This window comes from Paenibacillus amylolyticus (assembly GCF_051136285.1).
Taxonomy (GTDB): Bacteria; Bacillota; Bacilli; order Paenibacillales; family Paenibacillaceae; genus Paenibacillus; species Paenibacillus amylolyticus_F.
Genome location: NZ_CP194938.1, coordinates 875,862 through 895,465, shown reverse-complemented (window position 1 = coordinate 895,465; position 19,604 = coordinate 875,862). Strand labels below are relative to the sequence as shown.

The 19,604-nt window shown below is 44.2% G+C and carries 16 protein-coding genes; 14 read left to right on the top strand and 2 right to left on the bottom strand.

Translation table 11 applies throughout. The annotated features are described in order from the left end of the window. Positions 1-622 precede the first annotated feature (622 nt). From ACR8BL_RS03930 to ACR8BL_RS03915, 4 genes are all read left to right on the top strand, one after another. Positions 623-1,672 (top strand): dockerin type I domain-containing protein, encoded by a 1,050-nt coding sequence (locus ACR8BL_RS03930; RefSeq protein WP_434751407.1) that lies wholly within the window; start codon positions 623-625, stop codon positions 1,670-1,672. A 74-nt stretch (positions 1,673-1,746) separates the two neighbouring features. Further along, complete coding sequence (locus tag ACR8BL_RS03925) at positions 1,747-3,711, top strand: S-layer homology domain-containing protein (RefSeq protein ID WP_434751406.1); 1,965 nt, start codon at positions 1,747-1,749, stop codon at positions 3,709-3,711. 321 nt (positions 3,712-4,032) lie between these two features. Then, on the top strand, positions 4,033-5,868 hold the full coding sequence (locus ACR8BL_RS03920) for a UbiD family decarboxylase (protein ID WP_434751405.1): 1,836 nt from the start codon (positions 4,033-4,035) through the stop codon (positions 5,866-5,868). Positions 5,869-6,170: 302 nt separating this feature from the next. After that, the gene (locus tag ACR8BL_RS03915; protein WP_434751404.1) at positions 6,171-7,274 is read left to right on the top strand and encodes an HD-GYP domain-containing protein; all 1,104 of its coding nucleotides are present in this window, start codon (positions 6,171-6,173) and stop codon (positions 7,272-7,274) included. Positions 7,275-7,357: 83 nt separating this feature from the next. On the opposite strand, the gene ACR8BL_RS03910 is transcribed toward ACR8BL_RS03915, so the two are convergent. Next, positions 7,358-8,590 (bottom strand): MFS transporter, encoded by a 1,233-nt coding sequence (locus ACR8BL_RS03910; protein ID WP_434751403.1) that lies wholly within the window; start codon positions 8,588-8,590, stop codon positions 7,358-7,360. Positions 8,591-8,682: 92 nt separating this feature from the next. Here ACR8BL_RS03910 and ACR8BL_RS03905 point away from each other — a divergent pair, with 92 nt between their 5' ends. From ACR8BL_RS03905 to ACR8BL_RS03890, 4 genes are all read left to right on the top strand, one after another. Then, positions 8,683-8,829: a hypothetical protein gene (locus ACR8BL_RS03905; RefSeq protein WP_434758322.1), complete on the top strand. Its 147-nt coding sequence runs from the start codon at positions 8,683-8,685 to the stop codon at positions 8,827-8,829. Positions 8,830-8,873: 44 nt separating this feature from the next. After that, on the top strand, positions 8,874-9,455 hold the full coding sequence (locus ACR8BL_RS03900; RefSeq protein ID WP_434751401.1) for a TetR/AcrR family transcriptional regulator: 582 nt from the start codon (positions 8,874-8,876) through the stop codon (positions 9,453-9,455). 25 nt (positions 9,456-9,480) lie between these two features. Beyond that, a complete protein-coding gene (locus tag ACR8BL_RS03895) occupies positions 9,481-9,945 on the top strand; it encodes an SRPBCC family protein (protein ID WP_434751400.1) in 465 nt (154 codons plus the stop codon). Between the two features lie 94 nt (positions 9,946-10,039). After that, positions 10,040-10,306, top strand: a complete 267-nt coding sequence (locus ACR8BL_RS03890) for a hypothetical protein (RefSeq protein WP_434751399.1) — start codon at positions 10,040-10,042, stop codon at positions 10,304-10,306. A gap of 197 nt (positions 10,307-10,503) precedes the next feature. Here the strand turns inward: ACR8BL_RS03890 and ACR8BL_RS03885 are convergent, their stop codons facing one another. Next, entirely contained in the window at positions 10,504-11,529 is a 1,026-nt protein-coding gene (locus tag ACR8BL_RS03885; RefSeq protein WP_434756560.1) for a LacI family DNA-binding transcriptional regulator, read from the bottom strand. A 371-nt stretch (positions 11,530-11,900) separates the two neighbouring features. Here ACR8BL_RS03885 and ACR8BL_RS03880 point away from each other — a divergent pair, with 371 nt between their 5' ends. From ACR8BL_RS03880 to ACR8BL_RS03855, 6 genes are all read left to right on the top strand, one after another. Then, the gene (locus ACR8BL_RS03880; RefSeq protein ID WP_434756559.1) at positions 11,901-12,950 is read left to right on the top strand and encodes a 2,3-butanediol dehydrogenase; all 1,050 of its coding nucleotides are present in this window, start codon (positions 11,901-11,903) and stop codon (positions 12,948-12,950) included. Between the two features lie 171 nt (positions 12,951-13,121). Further along, entirely contained in the window at positions 13,122-14,435 is a 1,314-nt protein-coding gene (locus tag ACR8BL_RS03875) for a hypothetical protein (protein WP_434751398.1), read from the top strand. 324 nt (positions 14,436-14,759) lie between these two features. Continuing rightward, on the top strand, positions 14,760-15,863 hold the full coding sequence (locus ACR8BL_RS03870) for an NADH:flavin oxidoreductase (protein WP_434751397.1): 1,104 nt from the start codon (positions 14,760-14,762) through the stop codon (positions 15,861-15,863). Positions 15,864-16,342: 479 nt separating this feature from the next. Further along, positions 16,343-17,665, top strand: coding sequence for a beta-N-acetylhexosaminidase (gene nagZ / locus ACR8BL_RS03865; protein ID WP_434758321.1), 1,323 nt, complete (start codon positions 16,343-16,345; stop codon positions 17,663-17,665). 74 nt (positions 17,666-17,739) lie between these two features. Then, positions 17,740-18,444 (top strand): response regulator, encoded by a 705-nt coding sequence (locus tag ACR8BL_RS03860; RefSeq protein ID WP_434751395.1) that lies wholly within the window; start codon positions 17,740-17,742, stop codon positions 18,442-18,444. After that, the gene (locus ACR8BL_RS03855) at positions 18,441-19,424 is read left to right on the top strand and encodes a sensor histidine kinase (RefSeq protein WP_434751394.1); all 984 of its coding nucleotides are present in this window, start codon (positions 18,441-18,443) and stop codon (positions 19,422-19,424) included. Before ACR8BL_RS03860 ends, ACR8BL_RS03855 begins: the two co-directional genes overlap by 4 nt. The last annotated feature ends 180 nt before the right edge of the window (positions 19,425-19,604 follow it).

The window sequence follows — 19,604 nt, the reverse complement described above, 5'->3', positions numbered from 1 at the left end:
ATAAAATGGGTAGGTGTGAAAAGATGACGATAACCTTTCAATTTAACTTGAATCTCGATTTTTTCTCCATCTAATGTACTAGCTGTGTATTTTTGCTGAACTTCATAAGGTAATTTATAAAATATGAACAGCGCAAGAAAACTAACGAAGAAAATGATTAATGCAATTCGTTTTCTAATAAGATGACCGCCTTTCTATAAGTCATTAACTTAAAAGACCTATCACAAAAAACAATTTTGTTGATTTCGCTCATAGAAGGAAGTATATCCGGAACTTGAGGTATTCGCTGGAAGTGCAATTTAGTGTATTGAACTGAAGTATAACATGTAATATATTGGATTGAATATTCTGTTGTTGGTATATAAGAGTGGGTACATGTATGTTTATGATGAGCTACATATGGAAACCCGTGGAGCTTTGAAAAATATTTTTTTTCAGAAATCAATAGGAAATGGAAATGATTTGATAGTTGAAACGCTATGGGAGCTTATCCCGTGGCTTTTTTTGTCGATTTTTAACTGGAAATAGTTCAATAGACCTGTTCAGAATCGGTTCAGAATAGGTCGTTATACTTGGTATGTAGCTATACGAAATTACAGATAAACACGAGGAGGAACATGAATTGAAGGGGAAAAATAAACACAACAAATTAAAGCCAATCATGAAAAAAAGCATGTTGGCCGCACTAGGGTTAGGTATTGCTTTACCTTTAGCCGGCTCGCTTCCTCACGCGAATGCAACATTACCAGAATCCAATCTTGTAATTTCAGAACCAGTACTTAACAGCGGCATCTCTTGGTTAAGTATTTCATCCAAGAACCCTATGGAGAATTCTGTACCAATCTTGGTTGGATTAGATAATAGAATAACGATTGATTTGAGCACTCATTTTCCTTGGAGTCACTATGGTAGCATTAGTGCCATTTCGAGTAATGAAAATATCGCTACTGTGGACGTGATTAATGATGATAATGCTAGTTATAAATTGGTCGTTACTCCGCATGCCAGAGGCCTTGTCAATATTGAATTAAAAGCTCATTACAAGTTATCGGAAGAATCAAATTTGGAATCAGAAATCATTACAGACACTATCGAGCTTCACATCAGTAAAAAAGGGGATTTAACTAATGACGGTAAAGTTGATTCTACCGATGCAGTTGAATTACTCAAGTACCTTCGTAACATGCAGTTTGGCAAAGGTTTTTCCAATGTGGATATGAATAAGGCCGATATAGACCGAAATGGTGTGCCTGATAAGAAAAACGACATGGAGGCTTTTCTGGATGGCTATGTCAGGGGGAAACTTGGTGTGAAGGATAACAGCCATGTGCTAACATTCCAACAAGTGGATGATGCTCCATATGCGTTAAATGGAAAGTTAATTGGTACTATGAAAACCCAAGAGACCATTACTGGAACATATACCCACCTGGATGTCGATGGATATCAATCTAAAGTTAAATATCAGTGGTACACAGCAGCGGATCCCGATGGCACTGGAGAAGAATTAATTGAGGGAGAGACTTCCGAGCAATACAAGATTAGAGATATAGATGCAGGTCAGTTTCTCGTTCTCAAAATAACTCCAGTTAACTACTACAATGATCAACTTGAAGGGAAACCATTAGTGATACGTGGAACGGAAGCTATTAAGCCTATGACTCCACCATGATCGAATTTATAACTGTTAATTATATTATTAAATGAATTTGTCAAACAACTGAATTTGAATGTGGAGGTTATTACATGTTTCAACCGAAAAGGAAACGTCCAAGATTGAGAAAGACAATGTCAGGTCTGATTATGTTGACATTATTATCTTCGCTTGTTTTACCAGGCGTGGTAGGGGCTGAACCTGCCCATCCACCACAGATTCAATTCGCTAATGAAAGTGTACAGGCGGGTCAAACGGTTGATGTGCCTGTTGTGCTGAAAGAGACTGATTTGCCAATTAAGGGCTATAACATGCAGATTGACTATGACAATACTGCTTTGGAGATCGTAGGGATCACGCCTAGAGCGATCGACACTAACACTAACACTAACACTAACACTAACACTAACACTAACACCCCATTATCTACCCAAGAAAATAGTTTAGCAGGCTTCCAATCGTACGTTAAAAACGACGAAGGTTGGGTACGAATTATCTGGACAGATCTTTCAGAGATGCAGCAATTGATTGATGGAGAACAGACCTTATTCACAATCAAATTCAAAGCTAAAGCCAATGCAACTTTAGGACAAAAACAGCTTAAAGTAAGTCAGGATGATTCAGAACATTGGCATTTTGTAAACTCAAGCTTTGGAATGCCAGGCCTGTTAACAGGCGGAACAATCACTATTACAGCAGCTAGCTCAGGTGGCAACTCCAGTTCACCTTCAACGGGTTCATCAGGTGGTGGATCGGCAGCACCATCTCCTGCACCTTCCACACCGTCTACTCCAGCAGCGACTAAAGGTGTAGACATTTATGTAAACGGTCAAAAGCAAGAGCAGTCGGCAACGGCCGCTACTTCCACGATTGATAACAAGGTGACCACAACGATTCAAGTGGATAACAACAAAGTGATTAATCAAGTGGGGAACGGACTTCGTACTCTGTTGCTTCCAGTTACAGGCACGGGGACCAACGCAGTTGTCGGTGAATTGAACGGTAGACTCGTGAAGACGATGGAAGGCAGTAATGCACAGGTTGTTATCCAAACGGATACAGGAACGTATACCCTTCCAGCCAGTCAAATCAAGGTAGATCAGGTCGTAAAACAGCTTGGCGGCTCAGCGACTTTGGAAGATGTCAAGTTCCAAATCGCGATTACACCAAGCAATGATACAAAAAAAGCAGCGATTGAGGCGGCAGCAAGCAAAATGAACAATACTACCGTGATTGCCGCTCCGGTAGATTTCGAGGTCAAAGCCGTTTACCAAGGACAACAGGTGGATGTGAATCGCTTCAATTCTTATGTAGAGCGTACGATTGCATTGCCTAAAGACACAGATGGCTCCAAGATTACAACGGGCGTTGTACTTCAAGCGGATGGTACAATGCTGCATGTGCCAACCAAAGTGATCAAAGGAACAACCAATGATGCCGCAGTCATTAACAGTTTGACAAACAGCACGTATGCGTTGATCTATCACCCGGCTACTTTCACTGACATTTCCAGTCACTGGAGTCGCACGGATGTTGAGGATCTGGCTTCCCGTCTGGTGGTAGAGGGTGCAGGAGATAACACATTTGCGCCGGATCGCAGCATCACACGTGCAGAGTTCACTGCTGTGTTGCTCAGAGGCCTGGGTCTGCATTCTCCTGAAAGTACAGTAACGACGACATTTACAGATGTGAACTCAGACAGCTGGTATGAAAATGAAGTTCAAACCGCAGTTTCGTACGGACTGATCTCCGGTTACACGGATAACAGCTTCCGTCCAAACAGCGAAATATCTCGCGCCGAAGCGATGACGATCGTTTCCCGTGCCATGAAACTGGTAGACTTGGCCAAAGCAGATGCATCTGAAACAGCAAATCTACTTGGTTCATACAGTGATGGCAGTACAGTGAAAACGTGGGCTGCAGAGCCGGTAGCATCAGCGATTAAGCAAGGTCTGGTACAAGGTACTGACGGAAAACTGATGACTGACGCAGACATTAGCCGCGCACAGACGGCAGCCATCGTGAAACGTTTGCTGGCGAAAGCCGGATTAATCTAACCTGCTTTTCAATCGTTATTCATTATATTTTACTCATTAAGTAGATGGAGCACCTGCCTTTCGTTTAACGTCATCGTTGAACAGAGGGTGGGTGGTTTTTACATTTTAGAACAACAAGTTGCTGCTTATAATTTGAATTTTAACGAAAGCTTTGTTTAGCAGCAGATCATTTGATAAGATAGAAGGGACGCCCCAGCAAACTTTTTAGTAGAAAAAACGGGTGACACATTTCTGTACCCTTTCTGCGAGTTTTGTCGGACGTCTATGTGAATAGTTGAACATAATCTAGCGATTTTATTATACACAGAATGGAGCCATCCGATGAAATACCGCAATATGGAAGATTGTATTCACGATCTGGAGCAGCACGGTCATCTGATCAGGGTTAAGGAAGAGGTTGATCCGAATCTGGAGATGGCCGCAATTCACATGAAAGTGCATGAGGCCAAGGGCCCGGCGCTGTTATTTGAGAATGTAAAAGGTTCCAGGTTCAAAGCCGTATCGAATCTATTCGGCACCGTTGAACGCAGCAAGTTCATGTTCCGTGAAACACTGGAAGGTGTACAGCGGGTTATGGACGTTCGAGACGACCCGATGAAGGCGCTCAAGACACCACTAAAGCATATCCACACAGGGCTTGCCGCATGGCAGGCATTGCCTAAGCAAAAATCCATCAGTCTACCGGTGACGGCACAGGAGATTCAGATTTCTGATCTGCCACTTATCAAACACTGGCCAATGGATGGAGGCGCTTTTGTAACCTTGCCGCAAGTGTACTCGGAAGATCCGGATAAACCGGGCATTATGAATTCCAATCTCGGTATGTATCGTGTGCAGCTTAGCGGTAACAACTATGAGATGAATAAGGAGATTGGTTTGCACTACCAGATTCATCGCGGAATTGGAATTCATCAGGCCAAAGCGGTGAAAAAAGGAGAACCGCTAAAAGTCAGCATTTTCATTGGCGGTCCTCCAGCACATACGTTATCTGCAGTGATGCCGCTGCCGGAAGGATTAAGTGAGATGACCTTTGCCGGCCTGCTTGCTGGACGTCGTGTCAGATATAGCTACAAGGATGGGTACTGTATCAGCAATGATGCGGATTTTGTCATTACAGGTGAGATCTATCCTGGCGAGACCAAGCCGGAAGGTCCGTTCGGCGACCATTTGGGTTATTACAGTCTGACTCACGAATTCCCGCTCATGCGTGTGCATAAAGTGTATGCCAAACCTAACGCCATCTGGCCGTTTACAGTGGTAGGGCGACCGCCGCAAGAGGACACCGCTTTTGGTGATCTAATTCATGAAATTACGGGTGATGCCATCAAACAGGAGATTCCTGGTGTAAAAGAAGTGCACGCTGTGGATGCTGCCGGGGTTCATCCTTTGTTGTTTGCCATTGGCAGTGAGCGTTACACACCTTACACAGATGTGAAACAACCAACCGAGCTATTGACCATTGCCAATCGTATTTTGGGTACCGGACAACTCAGCTTGGCGAAATACCTGTTCATTACAGCCGAAGATCAGCAGCCACTGGATACACATCAAGAAGTTGAATTTCTGACCTATATTCTGGAGCGTATGGATCTGCAACGGGATATTCATTTTTATACACATACCACCATTGATACACTCGACTACTCTGGTACGGGGCTGAACAGTGGCAGTAAGGTAGTCATGGCAGCATATGGTGACAAGATTCGTGAACTGTGTAAGGAAGTGCCGGAATCGTTGAAGAATATTCGTGGTTATGAGAATCCGCAACTGATCATGCCGGGTATGGTTTCTATTCAGACATCTCCTTTCAACAGTTATGCAGATACAGCAAGCGAGATGAAAGATTTTACGGATGCTCTACAACAGCGCGGGGGGCTTGAAGCTTGTCCGATGATAATTGTGTGTGACGACAGCTCCTTCCTGAGTGCAAATCTCAGCAACTTCTTATGGGCTACGTTTACGCGTAGCAACCCGTCGCATGACATGTACGGAGTGAACAGCAGTTATACTCACAAGCACTGGGGCTGTGATCAGATCATTATCGATGCACGGGTGAAACCGCATCAGGCTCCGCCATTGATCCCTGATGCGTCTGTGGAGAAGGGCATTGAACGTTTTTTCGTTAAGGGTGCAAGTCTGGAATCCATTAAGCTCTAGTTAAAAAATTCTGAGTAAAAGAAAATTATCTGAATATATTAGGATGTATTGAAAGAAGATATTCATGAAGAGTGAGGAGGTCCAGACGTATGTCAGGGCTTCCTTTTTGAATTGAAACCAGGAGGACTTGCGTCTTTTATATGAGGATAAAGTCTTAGATGTTCATTTTTGTCTATACGATTAAGGTCGTTTGGACTATACAAAAAATGTGAGATCCAAACGATATAAGAAGTATAGGTATGTCTTGGCCCCGATTGTCCGGGTGCTGTTAACTATAAACATTTGTTCAGGGGGAGTTCCGATTGAGAATCCATATTATGAACCTGCACGAAGGGGACCGCCTGACAGCGGACACGTTTAGTGATGCAGGACTGCACATTCTCGGAAAGGGGACTGTCATTCGAAGCGAGGATATAACCTTGCTTATGCAGCATCGGGTAGATTACGTAGATATTGAATTGCGTGATGAAGGAATTACCGAAGCAGAATTTTTTGCAGCGTCAATGAAACGTGCTTCGGAGTCGAGTAGCATTAGCAGCACAAACAGTATTGAACAACCTCCTGAAGAAGAAATGAAGTCTCAATTCCTTCAGACTGTACATAATTATCAAAATGCATTTCTGGAAGCACTTACTGTAGGCAAGTTTAATGCTACGATGGTGGATGATGCTTTGCAGCCCATGGTGGATGGACTTGATGAGCAAAAGGATGTTGTACATCTTCTGATGATGCTGGAACGGGATGACGTTAACAACTACACCCATTCGATTCAGGTAGGTCTGTTATCTTTTTATATCGCGAGCTGGCTGGGGTATTCTCAGGAAGAATGTTACAAGATTAGCCGCGGGGGCTACCTGCACGATATCGGAAAATGTAAAGTTCCGCTCCGGATTCGGAACAAAACAGAGCCTTTGACCGCGCAAGAACAGCTCGAACTGCAGCGTCATACCATCTACGGACATGAGATCATTAAAAACTCGATGACAGATGAGGCAACTGCTCTGGTAGCATTACAGCATCATGAACGGGAAGATGGCTCGGGGTATCCAATGCAGCTGGGAAAAGGTGAAATTCATCCATATACTCAAATTGTATCCGTAGCTGACATATACATCGGCATGCGATCCGGAGATCATGGAGTCAGCAACCCGAACCTTATCAACAATCTTAGAGATATCTATGGCATGGGATTTGGTAAATTAAGTGAGAAACCAGTTCAGGCGTTAATGCAGCATCTTTTGCCTAACTTTATTGGAAAACAAGTACTTCTTAGCAATGGTGAAAAGGGTGTTATTGTCATGAACAATACGTCCGATATTTTCAAACCGCTGATTAAAGTGGAATCGGAAGAATACCGCGATCTGTCGAAAGAGCGCACACTCTCCATTCATGAATTGCTAATTTGAGTTACGAAAAAGTAGACAGTTGAAACGAGCCTCTTGTCCTTGGACGAGAAGCTCGTTTTTTTAGTAGGAAATTTGCCAAGAAGTTAAGCTTCGCGCTTGGATGCAGCCAACCGAACAGACAGACGATCCACGACCCATACCAGCAATGCTGTGGTACTGACACCTGCCCCTAAGCAGCATACTCCCTTCCAGCCGGACCAGGCATATACTTGTGTAGAAGTAATAGAACCAACGGCACTGCCAATGGAATAGAAGACCATATATGACGCAGTTAATCGGCTTTGCGCTTCCGGGCGGACGTGATAAATCAAACTTTGGTTGGTCACATGTACAGCCTGCACCGCAAGATCGAGCAGAATTACACCTACAACCAGAAACCATAAAGAAGTATGTAACAATGCAATCGGAATCCAGGATAACACTAAAATACTAAGGGAAATACCGGTTGTTTTCTGTCCAAAACCACGATCGGCTTGTTTACCCGCTTTGGTGGCAGCGAGTGCTCCGGCAATGCCTGCAAAACCAAAGGCGCCAATTAAAGAATGAGATAACGATATTGGGGACGCACTGAGTGGTAATACTACGGCCGTCCACAGAATGCTGAACGCCATAAATATCAACATGGCAAGGATTCCGCGAATTCGAAGCACACGTAACTCTCCATATAGTCGCAGGGTGGAGCCAATCAATTGGAGATAGTTCAGATTTGTTTTTGTGAATGATCGTTGAGGAAGCATACGAATCAAAACAAATACACTTATCAATGTGAGACCGGCAGATAACAAATATACTGACCTCCAACCAAGCCAGTCGTTCATTACACCGGCTACCGTTCGTGCAAGTAAAATGCCAATTACGATACCGCTGGTTACCCGGCCTACGATGCTGCCTCGTTCGGATTCGACGGACAAATGAGCTGCATAAGCAACGAAGGTTTGTGTGATAACAGCTAATAAGCCAACCATCGCAATAGCGAAGAACAGAATCGGTTGGGTAGTAGAATTACCTACAACGATTAATGCCAGTGCCGAAAATAACATCTGAATTATGATCAGTTTTCGGCGGTTGACAAGGTCTCCAAGTGGAACAAGTAGTAACAGACCAAGTGCATAACAAATCTGAGTAACTGTAATCACTAAACCAATAGTTGCATTAGATAGATCAAACTCGAGAGCGATGGAATCCAGCAAAGGCTGCGCATAATAGATGTTCGCTACGGATAGACCGCTACAAATCGCAAACACCCAAGCCAGTGCACTGGTCATGCTCTGGTTTGTTGAAGTGTATACTTTTGGATTTTGTAAAGAACTTTGCATTCATATCGTATTCCTTTCGTATTAGAATTTATTTGTACTGATCAGTATATTATTATCGGAATTAAAGATATATTTTTTTGGCATGAATGTCAATGGGGATTGCAGCTTTAAAAAATGGATCTAAGGTTTATCGGGGAATAGGATATGAGAAATTAGATAATTCAGCTTTAACACGGTTTTCTTCCGGAGAAGAGGAGAGTGATATGAGTTACACTTATTTTGACTTTTTAATCGGTTGAGTTAAAATATTATTGTACTGTTCGATAAATAAAGGGGCGGTGTTATGGTTAGGAAGCGAGAGTTCAATACAGACCAGGCGCTTGATGCGGCCATGCATGTATTCTGGGTTAAAGGGTTCGAGGCGACGTCACTAACGGATTTAACGACAGCAATGGGGATTCAGCGGCCCAGCTTGTATGCGGCTTTTGGAGATAAAAGGGAGTTATTTGAACATGTTCTTCGTAGATATACGACCGCTCATGCTGCACAGATTAGAGCAATGCTTGGTCAGGGAGAGTCCGTTAAAGAAGCTTTTCGCGCTGTTTTTGAGCGTATAGCAACAGAGGGGGGCACAGGTAATGCCAGTCACGGGTGTTTCTGTATTAACACGATGGTTGAACTGGCTCCTCATGATCCGAAATTTGCCGTGTTATCACGAGAGCATCAGATGTATTTAGCGGTTATTTTCAGAGAGGCACTCGAAAAAGGCCAACAAAGTGGAGAAATAAGGGGAGGTATACATACTGGACTTGTAGCACAATCTTTGCTTGTTTCTATGATTGGAATAACGGTGTTAATGAAGTCTGGACCCGAACGTTCGTTTATTGAGCAAAGTATCCAGGCATCGCTAGCTGTGTTGCAATAAATTCCAATAGGACGGAGAGAAGCTGATGATCGAGGTAACCACATTAACCATCATACATGCTCCGATTGAGCGTTGCTTTGATATGGCCCGTGATATTGATATCCATACACAGACGGTGTGGAAACATACGCGAGAACGAGCCATTGCTGGAGTAACCACTGGCCGAATTGGATCTGATGATACGGTAACTTTTGAGGCCACACATTTTGGAATAAGACAAAGGTTGACGTCACGCATCACAGCTTATGAGCGACCTTACTTGTTTGTCGATCAGATGGAGAGAGGTGCATTCAAGAGCATGCGACATGAGCATCATTTCAGCGTGTGTGGAGAACATGAGACTTGCATGAGAGATACACTGCGCTTTGAAGCTCCAATGAGATTTCTCGGATGGGCGGTAGAACGGCTTATTCTACAAAGATACATGCAGGCATTCCTGGAAAGCCGTAATGCTAAACTGAAAGCACTGTTAGAACAAGTAGAAACCTGAAAAGAGAAGTATGTTTTCCTGAAAACTCAAAAAGAGGAATTAATTACAACCCCCCCGTGTTTAGAACGTATGTATTATAAAAGGGGGAGGTTATATGCGGCGGGCTTTTTATCGAATCCAATTGGTAGCATTTTTTTTACTTAGTGTTCTTCTGATGGCAACAGGCAAGCTTCATATTTTTGTATATTTCCTCATCTGTGCTGCAACGGTTACGTTAATTGCGATAGGTGAGTCTCTATTTAGTGTGAACCATTCCAGATTAGACTTATTTGTGAAGAAACTTCGAGCGATTAGCAAGGTGATGGTCATTGCAGTTTTAACGGTTTTCCTGATTAAAGGCATTGTATTTCTGTTCCCCTGAAGTATGGAACGGGCTCCAGAATGAGATCCAAAAAAACGAATGAATGAAATCATTAAACGCAAAAAAAGGTGCCGGCACAGGAGATTAAAGAGTCCTGTTACAGCACCTTTTGCAATGATGAACTATGGAGTGGAGTGCCCTCGTACCGATGAAACATTTAGTATCACTTCGGAATCATGGTGTGTAGTGTGACTTCCCTAGTGTGGTGAAGATCGGATCATAGTTACACTAGACTCGCGAACAATCAAGCGTGGTTCAAACTGGATATGCTCATAATCCGATGTGCTCATCTCACGAATTCGTTTAAGCAGCAGCTCCGTAGCGAGCCGAGCAACCTCCTCACCCATGATGGAAACGGAACTGATCTGAGGTGAAGACACCGTCGTCCATTGATTGTTATCAACGCCTACTACAGCAACATCTTCAGGCACCCGTACACCCAATTCTTTAAAGCGGTTCACAAGTCCAATCGCGACCATATCATTGATTGCATAGACCGCATCCGGCATATGTGTCAACCCGTAGAAATAATCTGCGGCACTGGCCCCCGTACTTAGTGAAAAGTCTTCCCCAAAATAAACAAGGGAAATATCCACATGACCGACAGCTTGCTCGTAAGCACGGTAGCGCTCTTCAATAATATCTTTGGGGGCTCCAGCATAAGCAATTCGGGTTCTTCCGATCTTGAACAGATGATCCATGACGAGCTTTCCCTCAGGTTGTGACAAAGAGACGATATCTGCCTGAATGCCAGGCTCAAGTTTTTTTCCGTAATTAATGATCGAGATTGGAAGAGGAGCCTTGTCGATCAATCCTGGTAGCGTTTTTGGATAGGCCAGTGGCATGAAAATGAGACCATCGACGTGTAACTTTTTAACATTCCGTATGGTTTCGATCTCTGTCCGGGCATTGCCTGCAGTATTAATCTGTACAACATGGTATCCGTGCTGTTTGGCAGTCTGTTCTACCGACCAGGAGATTTCAGGAATGATGGCGTTACGGATGTCAGGAACGACAAGTGCAATCTGATGTGTTTGCCGGATTTTGAGGCTCTGTGCAGAGGTATTTGGCACAAAACCCAGCTCTTCAATCGCGCGCATAACTTTATCCCGCGTTGCACTGCTGATTCCATCCGAATTGTTAATAGCTCGTGATACGGTTGCAATTCCTACACCGGCGTGCTCAGCGACATCTTTAATCGTGATTTTCTGTTCTTTACTCACTATATATTTGACCTCACTTTATCGGAAACGATTCCGAATTTTCGTTTTATGTATGTTTTATATGAGTTACATATAACTTGATTATATCATTAGAGCATCACAGTAGCCTGCCAATAAACTAAAGTAGATGTGATTTTATGCATTTTATGTTTATTTTTCTAATTTATGTTCAGAAATAAACGAAACCTTGAAAGTGGAAGGTAGTTTCTTCTTCATATCCGTACAAAATAGCAGAACAATCGACGGCTTTACTCACGAGATCGACATATTTATGAAGAGATAGGTTTGACAGCGTATCTCAAATGTGACATATTTAATTTACGGAAACGTTTCCGAAATTATACTGAATAATCTTTTGGGAGATGAATGAAATGAAAGCATTGCGTTGGCATGGTGTCAAAGATCTTCGCCTAGAGCATATTTCTGAACCTCAGCCTGAACAAGGCAAAGTGAAAATAAAAGTGGAATGGTGCGGAATTTGCGGCAGCGATCTGCACGAATACACAGCAGGGCCTATTTTTATCCCTTCCCAAGATCCACATCCGTTAACAGGGGAACAAGCACCTGTTGTGATGGGGCATGAATTTTCTGGACAAGTCGTTGAAGTGGGTGAAGGGGTGACTCGTTTTCAGGCGGGCGATCGTGTGGTTGTAGAGCCGATTTATGCATGTGGTCATTGCGAAGCTTGTAAACAGGGGAGATATAATCTGTGTGACAAGATGGGATTTTTGGGTCTGGCCGGAGGCGGGGGCGGTTTTTCCGAGTATGTTACAGCAGCCGAGAACATGGTTCATAGGATTCCGGATTCAATCTCCTATGAGCAGGGCGCCCTGGTTGAACCATCTGCCGTAGCTCTTCATGCTGTACGCCAGAGTAAGCTGAACGTTGGGGATACCGCAGCTGTATTCGGCGCCGGACCGATCGGACTCCTCGTCATTGAGGCGCTCAAGGCATCCGGAGCTTCTGATATTTATGTTGTGGAGCTGTCACCTGAACGTAAGGCAAAAGCAGAAGAGTTGGGTGCCATTGTGATTGACCCAACCGAGGTTCATGTGGTTGAGGAGATTCACGAGCGTACGCAAGGCGGGGTGGATGTGGCCTACGAAGTAACGGGTGTTCCGCGTGTGCTGCAACAAGCCATTGACTCAACACGTATTGGTGGCGAACTGATGATTGTGAGCATTTTTGAACAAGAAGCCCCGATTCAGCCGAACTCTATTGTGATGAAAGAACGTACGGTGAACGGGATCATCGGTTATCGCGATGTGTTCCCGGCTGTCATCCGTTTGATGGAAAAAGGGTTTTTCCCTGCCGATAAGCTGGTGACCAAACGTATTGTACTGGATGAGGTTGTAGAACATGGCTTTGAAGCACTGCTGAAAGAAAAAAATCAGGTGAAAATTTTGGTTAAGGCAGAATAGTCTTTAAATTTCTATAGTAGACCTCATATCTTCGGATATGAAAGTCTACTTTTTTTGTTGAAAAGGGCGAAATTTGTTGCAGTGTAAGCACCATTTACATACTATAAAAGGATACATTTTGTATCGTTTTTGGATGATTGAAAAGTGATCAAGTTGAAGGAGGAAGCGGACATGCAGAGGAAAGTAACATGGACAGCGATCGTGCTGGCTCTTGTAGCCGGAGCAGGCTGGGTGCTTATGGGGAACTCCAAGCCCAAGCCGAACCCCCCGTCAACAAGGCCCGCGGCAACAGAACGAGGGAGTGTTCAGGTGTCAAATGTCCCGATTCAGTCGGTTGACGTGACAAACAAACTCGACTTGCTCGGGAAACCTTTTAAGAAAGCACCTTACGCCAACAATGTCTGGGACATGCAGCTGTACAACGGTAAGATTTATCTGGGTCATGGAAACAGCAGTAATACGGGACCAGCACAAAATGCAGGGCCAATACCTGTCGTATATTATGATGCAGCGAATGCCAAGTTTGAGACGCAGGCCGTGACAAACAATAATCCGAGCGTTGTACCTTCAACGAAAATGTATGTGGATGAAGAGCAAATTGATATCTATAAGGTTTTAAATGGCAAATTGTATATCCCAGGCAATGATTCCGATGGTGAAAGCTGGGACTGGGGTAACTTTTACCGCCTGAATGGAGAGGTATGGACCAAATATCGTAATTTGCCAAAAGGTGTGCATGTTTACGATCTCGCTTATTATAAAGGTAAACTGTTCGCCGCACTTGGTACGGAAACCAAACCAACGGTTTTAATCTCGCACAATGAAGGGGAGAGCTGGCAGCATTTTGCTACAATTAATTCGCTTGGCTTCAGAGCTTATACGCTGTTCGAGATCAAAGGGAAATTGTATGCTGCAGCGATGATGTACCCTGCCAATAAAATCTGGAATGACAAGACGAATATCTTGGAGATTAATGAGCGTTTGGAAAAGAGAGAGGTGGCCATCTATGGCAGTAAAATGCTGCCTGGATTAACCTATCAGCAAGGCACGATTCCGTATAACAAAATCGGAAAAAATATTAATTTTAACAACAAGCTGGTGTATATTGCTGGAGGGGTGTTTAATGACGGTCAGTTGTTGCCCAAATCATTAAATGTGATGACAGATATCAATCAGGTGAGACGTGTCGATCTGCCTGATCCCAATGCGTTGCCTACAGATCTGCTCGTGCGTAATGATAAGGTGTACGTGCTAACGTATACCCGGAAACAGGCGAATCTCTACTTGAGCAGGGTCTATCAATCAACTGATTTGACAACCTGGAGTGAAATTTTGCGATTTACCCAGGATACCTATGCCAAGTCATTTGAAGAGCATGATGGTGATTTTTATTTTGGCTTGGGGACGGATCCGGATGTCATGTCTACTTCTTCTGGAAAGCTGTTGCGAGTGAACCGAGATGATATTCCTGTGAACTCAAATTAAAGAAGAAGGAAGATTATGGATTATATACTATGCCGCATCCACATTATTGGTGACCGGGAAAGGTGCTGATGATGTTCCTTTGTGCGGGACAGTCTGCAGCACTTGAGCTCACTGGACAGCGGGACTTACAAGGCTGTTCTTTTTTTTGCCTAAACTTTATGTGAGAAATTTGTTTGAAAATAAAAATAATAATCTATAAAATGGATAAAGAGAACTATTCATGACAGTCCACAGGCGTATGACCACTGCTTGGTTTATCGAAAGCATGTCACATCTCAAGGTAAGTGCGAAATGTATACTTCCCATTGTAAAGGAGACTAAATCATGAACGTACCTTCATCTTTGTTTGAACCGTTCACGTCCGACAAGCTTACCTTGCGGAACCGAATTGTTATGGCACCCATGACGCGTGGATTCTCACCGAATGGTGTGCCGGGCCCCGATGTGGCTGAATATTACCGTCGCAGAGCAGCTGGCGGCGTAGGACTTATCATTACTGAAGGCACAGGCATAAACCATCCGTCCTCGGTAAGTGGAGAGAACATTCCACTTTTTTATGGTGAGGAAGCGTTGCAAGGATGGGCGAATGTAGTCAAGGCCGTCCATGATGCGGGTGGGAAAATTATGCCTCAGCTCTGGCATGTTGGTACCGCACGGCGCTCTGGAGATTTGCCTAATGCAGATGCTCAGCCGGTAAGTCCATCCGGGATCAGTATGGCTGGTGAAGCAGCTTACGAACCGTTGACTGAAAAAGAGATTCAAGAGCTTGTCCAGGCTTATGCCCAAGCGGCGGCTGATGCGAAACAGATCGGATTTGATGGTATTGAGTTACACGGAGCGCATGGATATTTAATCGACCAATTTTTCTGGGCGCAGACGAATCGCAGATCAGATAAGTACGGCGGAGATCTGGTAAGCAGAACACAGTTTGCGGTAGAAGTGATTGAAGCTTGTCGTGTCGCAGTGGGACCTGATTTTCCGATTATTCTTCGATTTTCGCAGTGGAAAATGGGCAGTTATGAGGCGAGGCTGGTCGAATCGCCAGAGGAGTTGAAACAGTTCCTGGAGCCTCTCAGTGCAGCCGGTGTAGATCTATTTCATTGTTCCACACGTCGCTTCTGGCTGCCGGAATTTGAAGGCTCTGATCTCAACCTTGCTGGCTGGACCCAAAAAATAACGGGCAAACCTGCGATTTCGGTTGGCTCGGTAGGTTTAGAGGCAGAGTTTGTTGAGCGTGGAAGTGAAAAACAAGAAACAGGTGACGCACATCTCGACTTGCTGAACGATAAGATGGAGCGAGGGGAATTCGATCTGATCGCTCTCGGACGTGTACTCTTGAGTGATCCAGAATGGCCGCTCAAAGTGCAGGAGGGTCGTAACTCCGATATTATTCCTTTTACGAGTGAAGTGTTATCTAATTTATACTAAAATTTCATTGTATGAAAAATTCATAATAGTTAATGCGTGAAATCTATGAACATCCATAAGAAAGAAGAGCAATAAGAAAGAAAAACAAAAATCAAAATTGAAGCCGCCGCAAGGCGGTTTTTGTTTTTGAAATAACCAATTGAAATAATAACTTGAAATAAACATTTTAAAATCCCCATCTTCTAAAATAGTTCAAAACGTAACAATTTAATATTCAAAAATCATTTAAAGAGAATATTTCAACATATGAAAAATTCACAATAATTAAAAACAACACTCCGCAGTCACCTTCAGCAAATTCGTTTCGTTCACACTCGCCCTTGGTTAAAAAGGCCATTAGTGCCATATCTCGATACAAAAAGAAAGGAAAAAAATCGCATTGAAGCCCATTTTGAAAATCCTTCATCATATGGTAAGGTTAGCCCTAAACAAACCTCAACATTCTCATAACGAACAAGACATAAGGAGGGTGAACAACCTTGAACAGGAATAGAAAAATGGGCTCAAACCGGTGTTTGAAAATCTTACATATGTTTTCTCTGCTTGCGGTGACCATCTTGTTATTAGCGGCATGTGGACAGGCACCAAAGCCCTCTACCGCCTCAGGCAATAGTGGTGGGGCATCAACTAGTTTGGATAAAAACAATATGCCTTCCAGCAATAATGGAGGTTCCTCACAAGATGAAATGCAAGAAGAGACTGACCCGATCAAAGAACAGCTTCAACAACTAACGCTGGAAGAAAAAGTGGGGCAGATGATCCTGGCTGGTGTGCAAGGAACAACGTTGGATGATCTCGCGAAAAAGATGATTGCGGACCAGAAGGTCGGTGGCATTATTTTTTATGCCAACAATGTGACAACGCTTCAGGGAACGGCCAGTTTTGTGCAATCGATCAAACAGGCGAATCAGAAAAACCCGGTTCCCATCCTGATGAGTGTCGATCAGGAGGGTGGCAAGGTGAGCCGGATGCCAGACGCGGTTGAGTCCATTCCTTCCAGTCGGAAAGTAGGCAAAACGAACGACACTGCGCTTGCAGAGCAGATGGGCGCATTGCTGGCCAGACAGATTAAACTTGCCGGTTTTAATGTTGATTTTGCTCCAGTGCTGGATGTTAACAGTAATCCGAAAAATCCGGTCATTGGGGATCGATCCTTCGGCACTACTGCTGACCTTGTTACACGTATGGGGATCGCCGAGATGAAAGGGCTGCGTAGTGAAGGGGTTATCCCGGTGGTCAAACATTTTCCTGGTCACGGCGATACTTCTGTGGACTCTCACCTGGATTTGCCGGTGGTGAACAAATCGGAGAAACAGCTTGCAGAGCTGGAGTGGATCCCATTTCAGGCTGCTGTGAAAGAACAGGCCGAGGCGGTCATGGTTGCCCATATTTTGTTTCCCAAGCTGGACCCGAATTATCCGGCATCCCTGTCGAAAGTAATCATTGGGGATCATCTGCGCGGAAAGTTCAAGTATGACGGTGTGGTGATCACAGATGATTTGAGTATGGGAGCCATTTCGAAGAACTATCCGTTACACGAAGCTACTATCGCTACCGTTCAGGCAGGAAGTGACATTTTGCTGGTGGCTCATAGTTATGAGAGTGCAAAAACGATTTTTGATACATTAATTAGTGCAGTGAAATCAGGCAAAATCAAGGAATCCCGTATTGATGAAAGTGTGTATCGTATTCTGGCATTGAAGCAGCATTATAAGTTATCAGACAAACAACAGGCCACAGGAGATGTGAAACAGCTAAACGCAGATATTCGGAGCTGGCGCAAGCAAGTCGATGCCCGCTGATCTATCCTGTGTTATGATTTGGCTATGTATAGAGGGAAGTATGCCATCATAACAGGTTAGAGGAGAGGCTTTTCATGTATACCATTATGATTATCGAAGATGATCCCAAGATTGCGGGACTGTTAAAATCACATATCGAGCGTTATGGTGACCTAGCTGTATTGGTTGAGGACTTTGAGCAGGTGACGGAACAGTTCAAGCGGATACAACCCCATGTTGTATTACTGGATATCAACTTGCCGAGCTACGACGGGTTCTACTGGTGCAGACAGATTCGTACGATATCGACTTGTCCGATTTTGTTTATTTCTGCGAGAAGCGGCAAAATGGATCAGGTTATGGCACTGGAGAATGGAGCCGATGATTATATCACCAAACCGTTTGAACACGAGATTGTTATAGCCAAAATACGCAGTCAGCTCCGCAGGGTGTATGGGGACTACGCTGCCCGGGAAGAAGAACGCAAAGTGGAGCTGAACGGACTCGTGGTTTACTTGGAAAGGCTGGAGATTGAACTCGGCGATCTGAAAGTACAGCTCACCAAGAAGGAAACGATTTTACTGGAAACGTTAATGCGTCGTAGTCCAAAGCTGGTCAGTCGGGAAACGATTTTGGAAAAGCTCTGGGATGATTCGTTTGTAGATGATAACACGCTTAGTGTAAATATTACGCGCGTACGTAAACGTCTTGCAGAACTCGGCATTACAGATGCACTGGAAACGGTGAGGGGATCTGGTTACAGGCTAATTAATAACTGGAAAGCGGCATCAGCGTTATGAAGCTGTTTATCCGTGAACATCTTGCTCTGACGTGCTGGGTGATAGCAATGATGCTGACCGTGGTGGCGGTGTTCTGGTACGATGGATACGATCATTGGAAGACGGCTCTCTACGCTGTGGGACTGGGCTTGTTCCTGTATACGGGCTATCTGGTATATCGTTACATGTCACACCGAGCCTTTTATAGTCGCATGACCCGGCCTGTGAATTCATTAAATGAATTGGTGGCTCTTCATGAAACCACACCGCTCTCAATCGCACTGGAGAAGCTGCTGGATTCGCAATATGCGCAGTATCACACTCACCTGAGCCGCCTGGAACAAAAGCAGCAGGAATATCTGACGTTTATGAACCAGTGGGTACATCAGATGAAGACACCGTTATCAGTCATTGAGCTGACGGTGGAAGAGCAGGAGGACGATGATGCTCGTTTTCGCAGCATCCGTGAGGAAGCAGATCAGATGCGCCGGGGATTGGAAACCGTGCTTTATGTAGCTCGGCTGGATACCTTCGAACAGGATTTCATTGTCGAACCGGTTGGGCTCAGAGGGGTAGGAGAAGAAGCAATTCATGAATTGAAACGATTTTTCATTCAGAATCATGTCTATCCTGAAATGCAGATCGATGATTCCCTGGTTGTGCAATCCGATGCGAAGTGGATTCGATTTGTACTGGTACAGCTGTTATCCAATGCGATCAAATATGCAGTAGGCAGCGGACAGAAAGTGCATCTTCGCGCCTATGAAGCGGAGCGTCAGGTTATACTGGAAGTTCAGGATCATGGGATCGGCATACCCAAATCAGACCTGAACCGGGTGTTCAGACCATTTTTCACCGGGGAAAACGGAAGGCATTTCAAGGAATCTACAGGCATGGGGCTTTACATCGCTAAAGAAGTGCTGACACGCATGAATCATCAGATTGAGCTTGAATCGGTATATGGGGAAGGAACCACCGTGCGAATTACATTTCCGGTTTGAATGGTAACAAATCACGAATTAAAGTTGGGATATTACAGAACTAAACATGAATTAAACACAAATTATAATGACGCCCTTTGCCATGCTGTGAGGAAGGCGTCTTTTTTGCGATTTATGAATTGGAACATAACGTGACGGAACCTTACAATATTGTCATGTTGGTGAAAGGTTAACCCATAG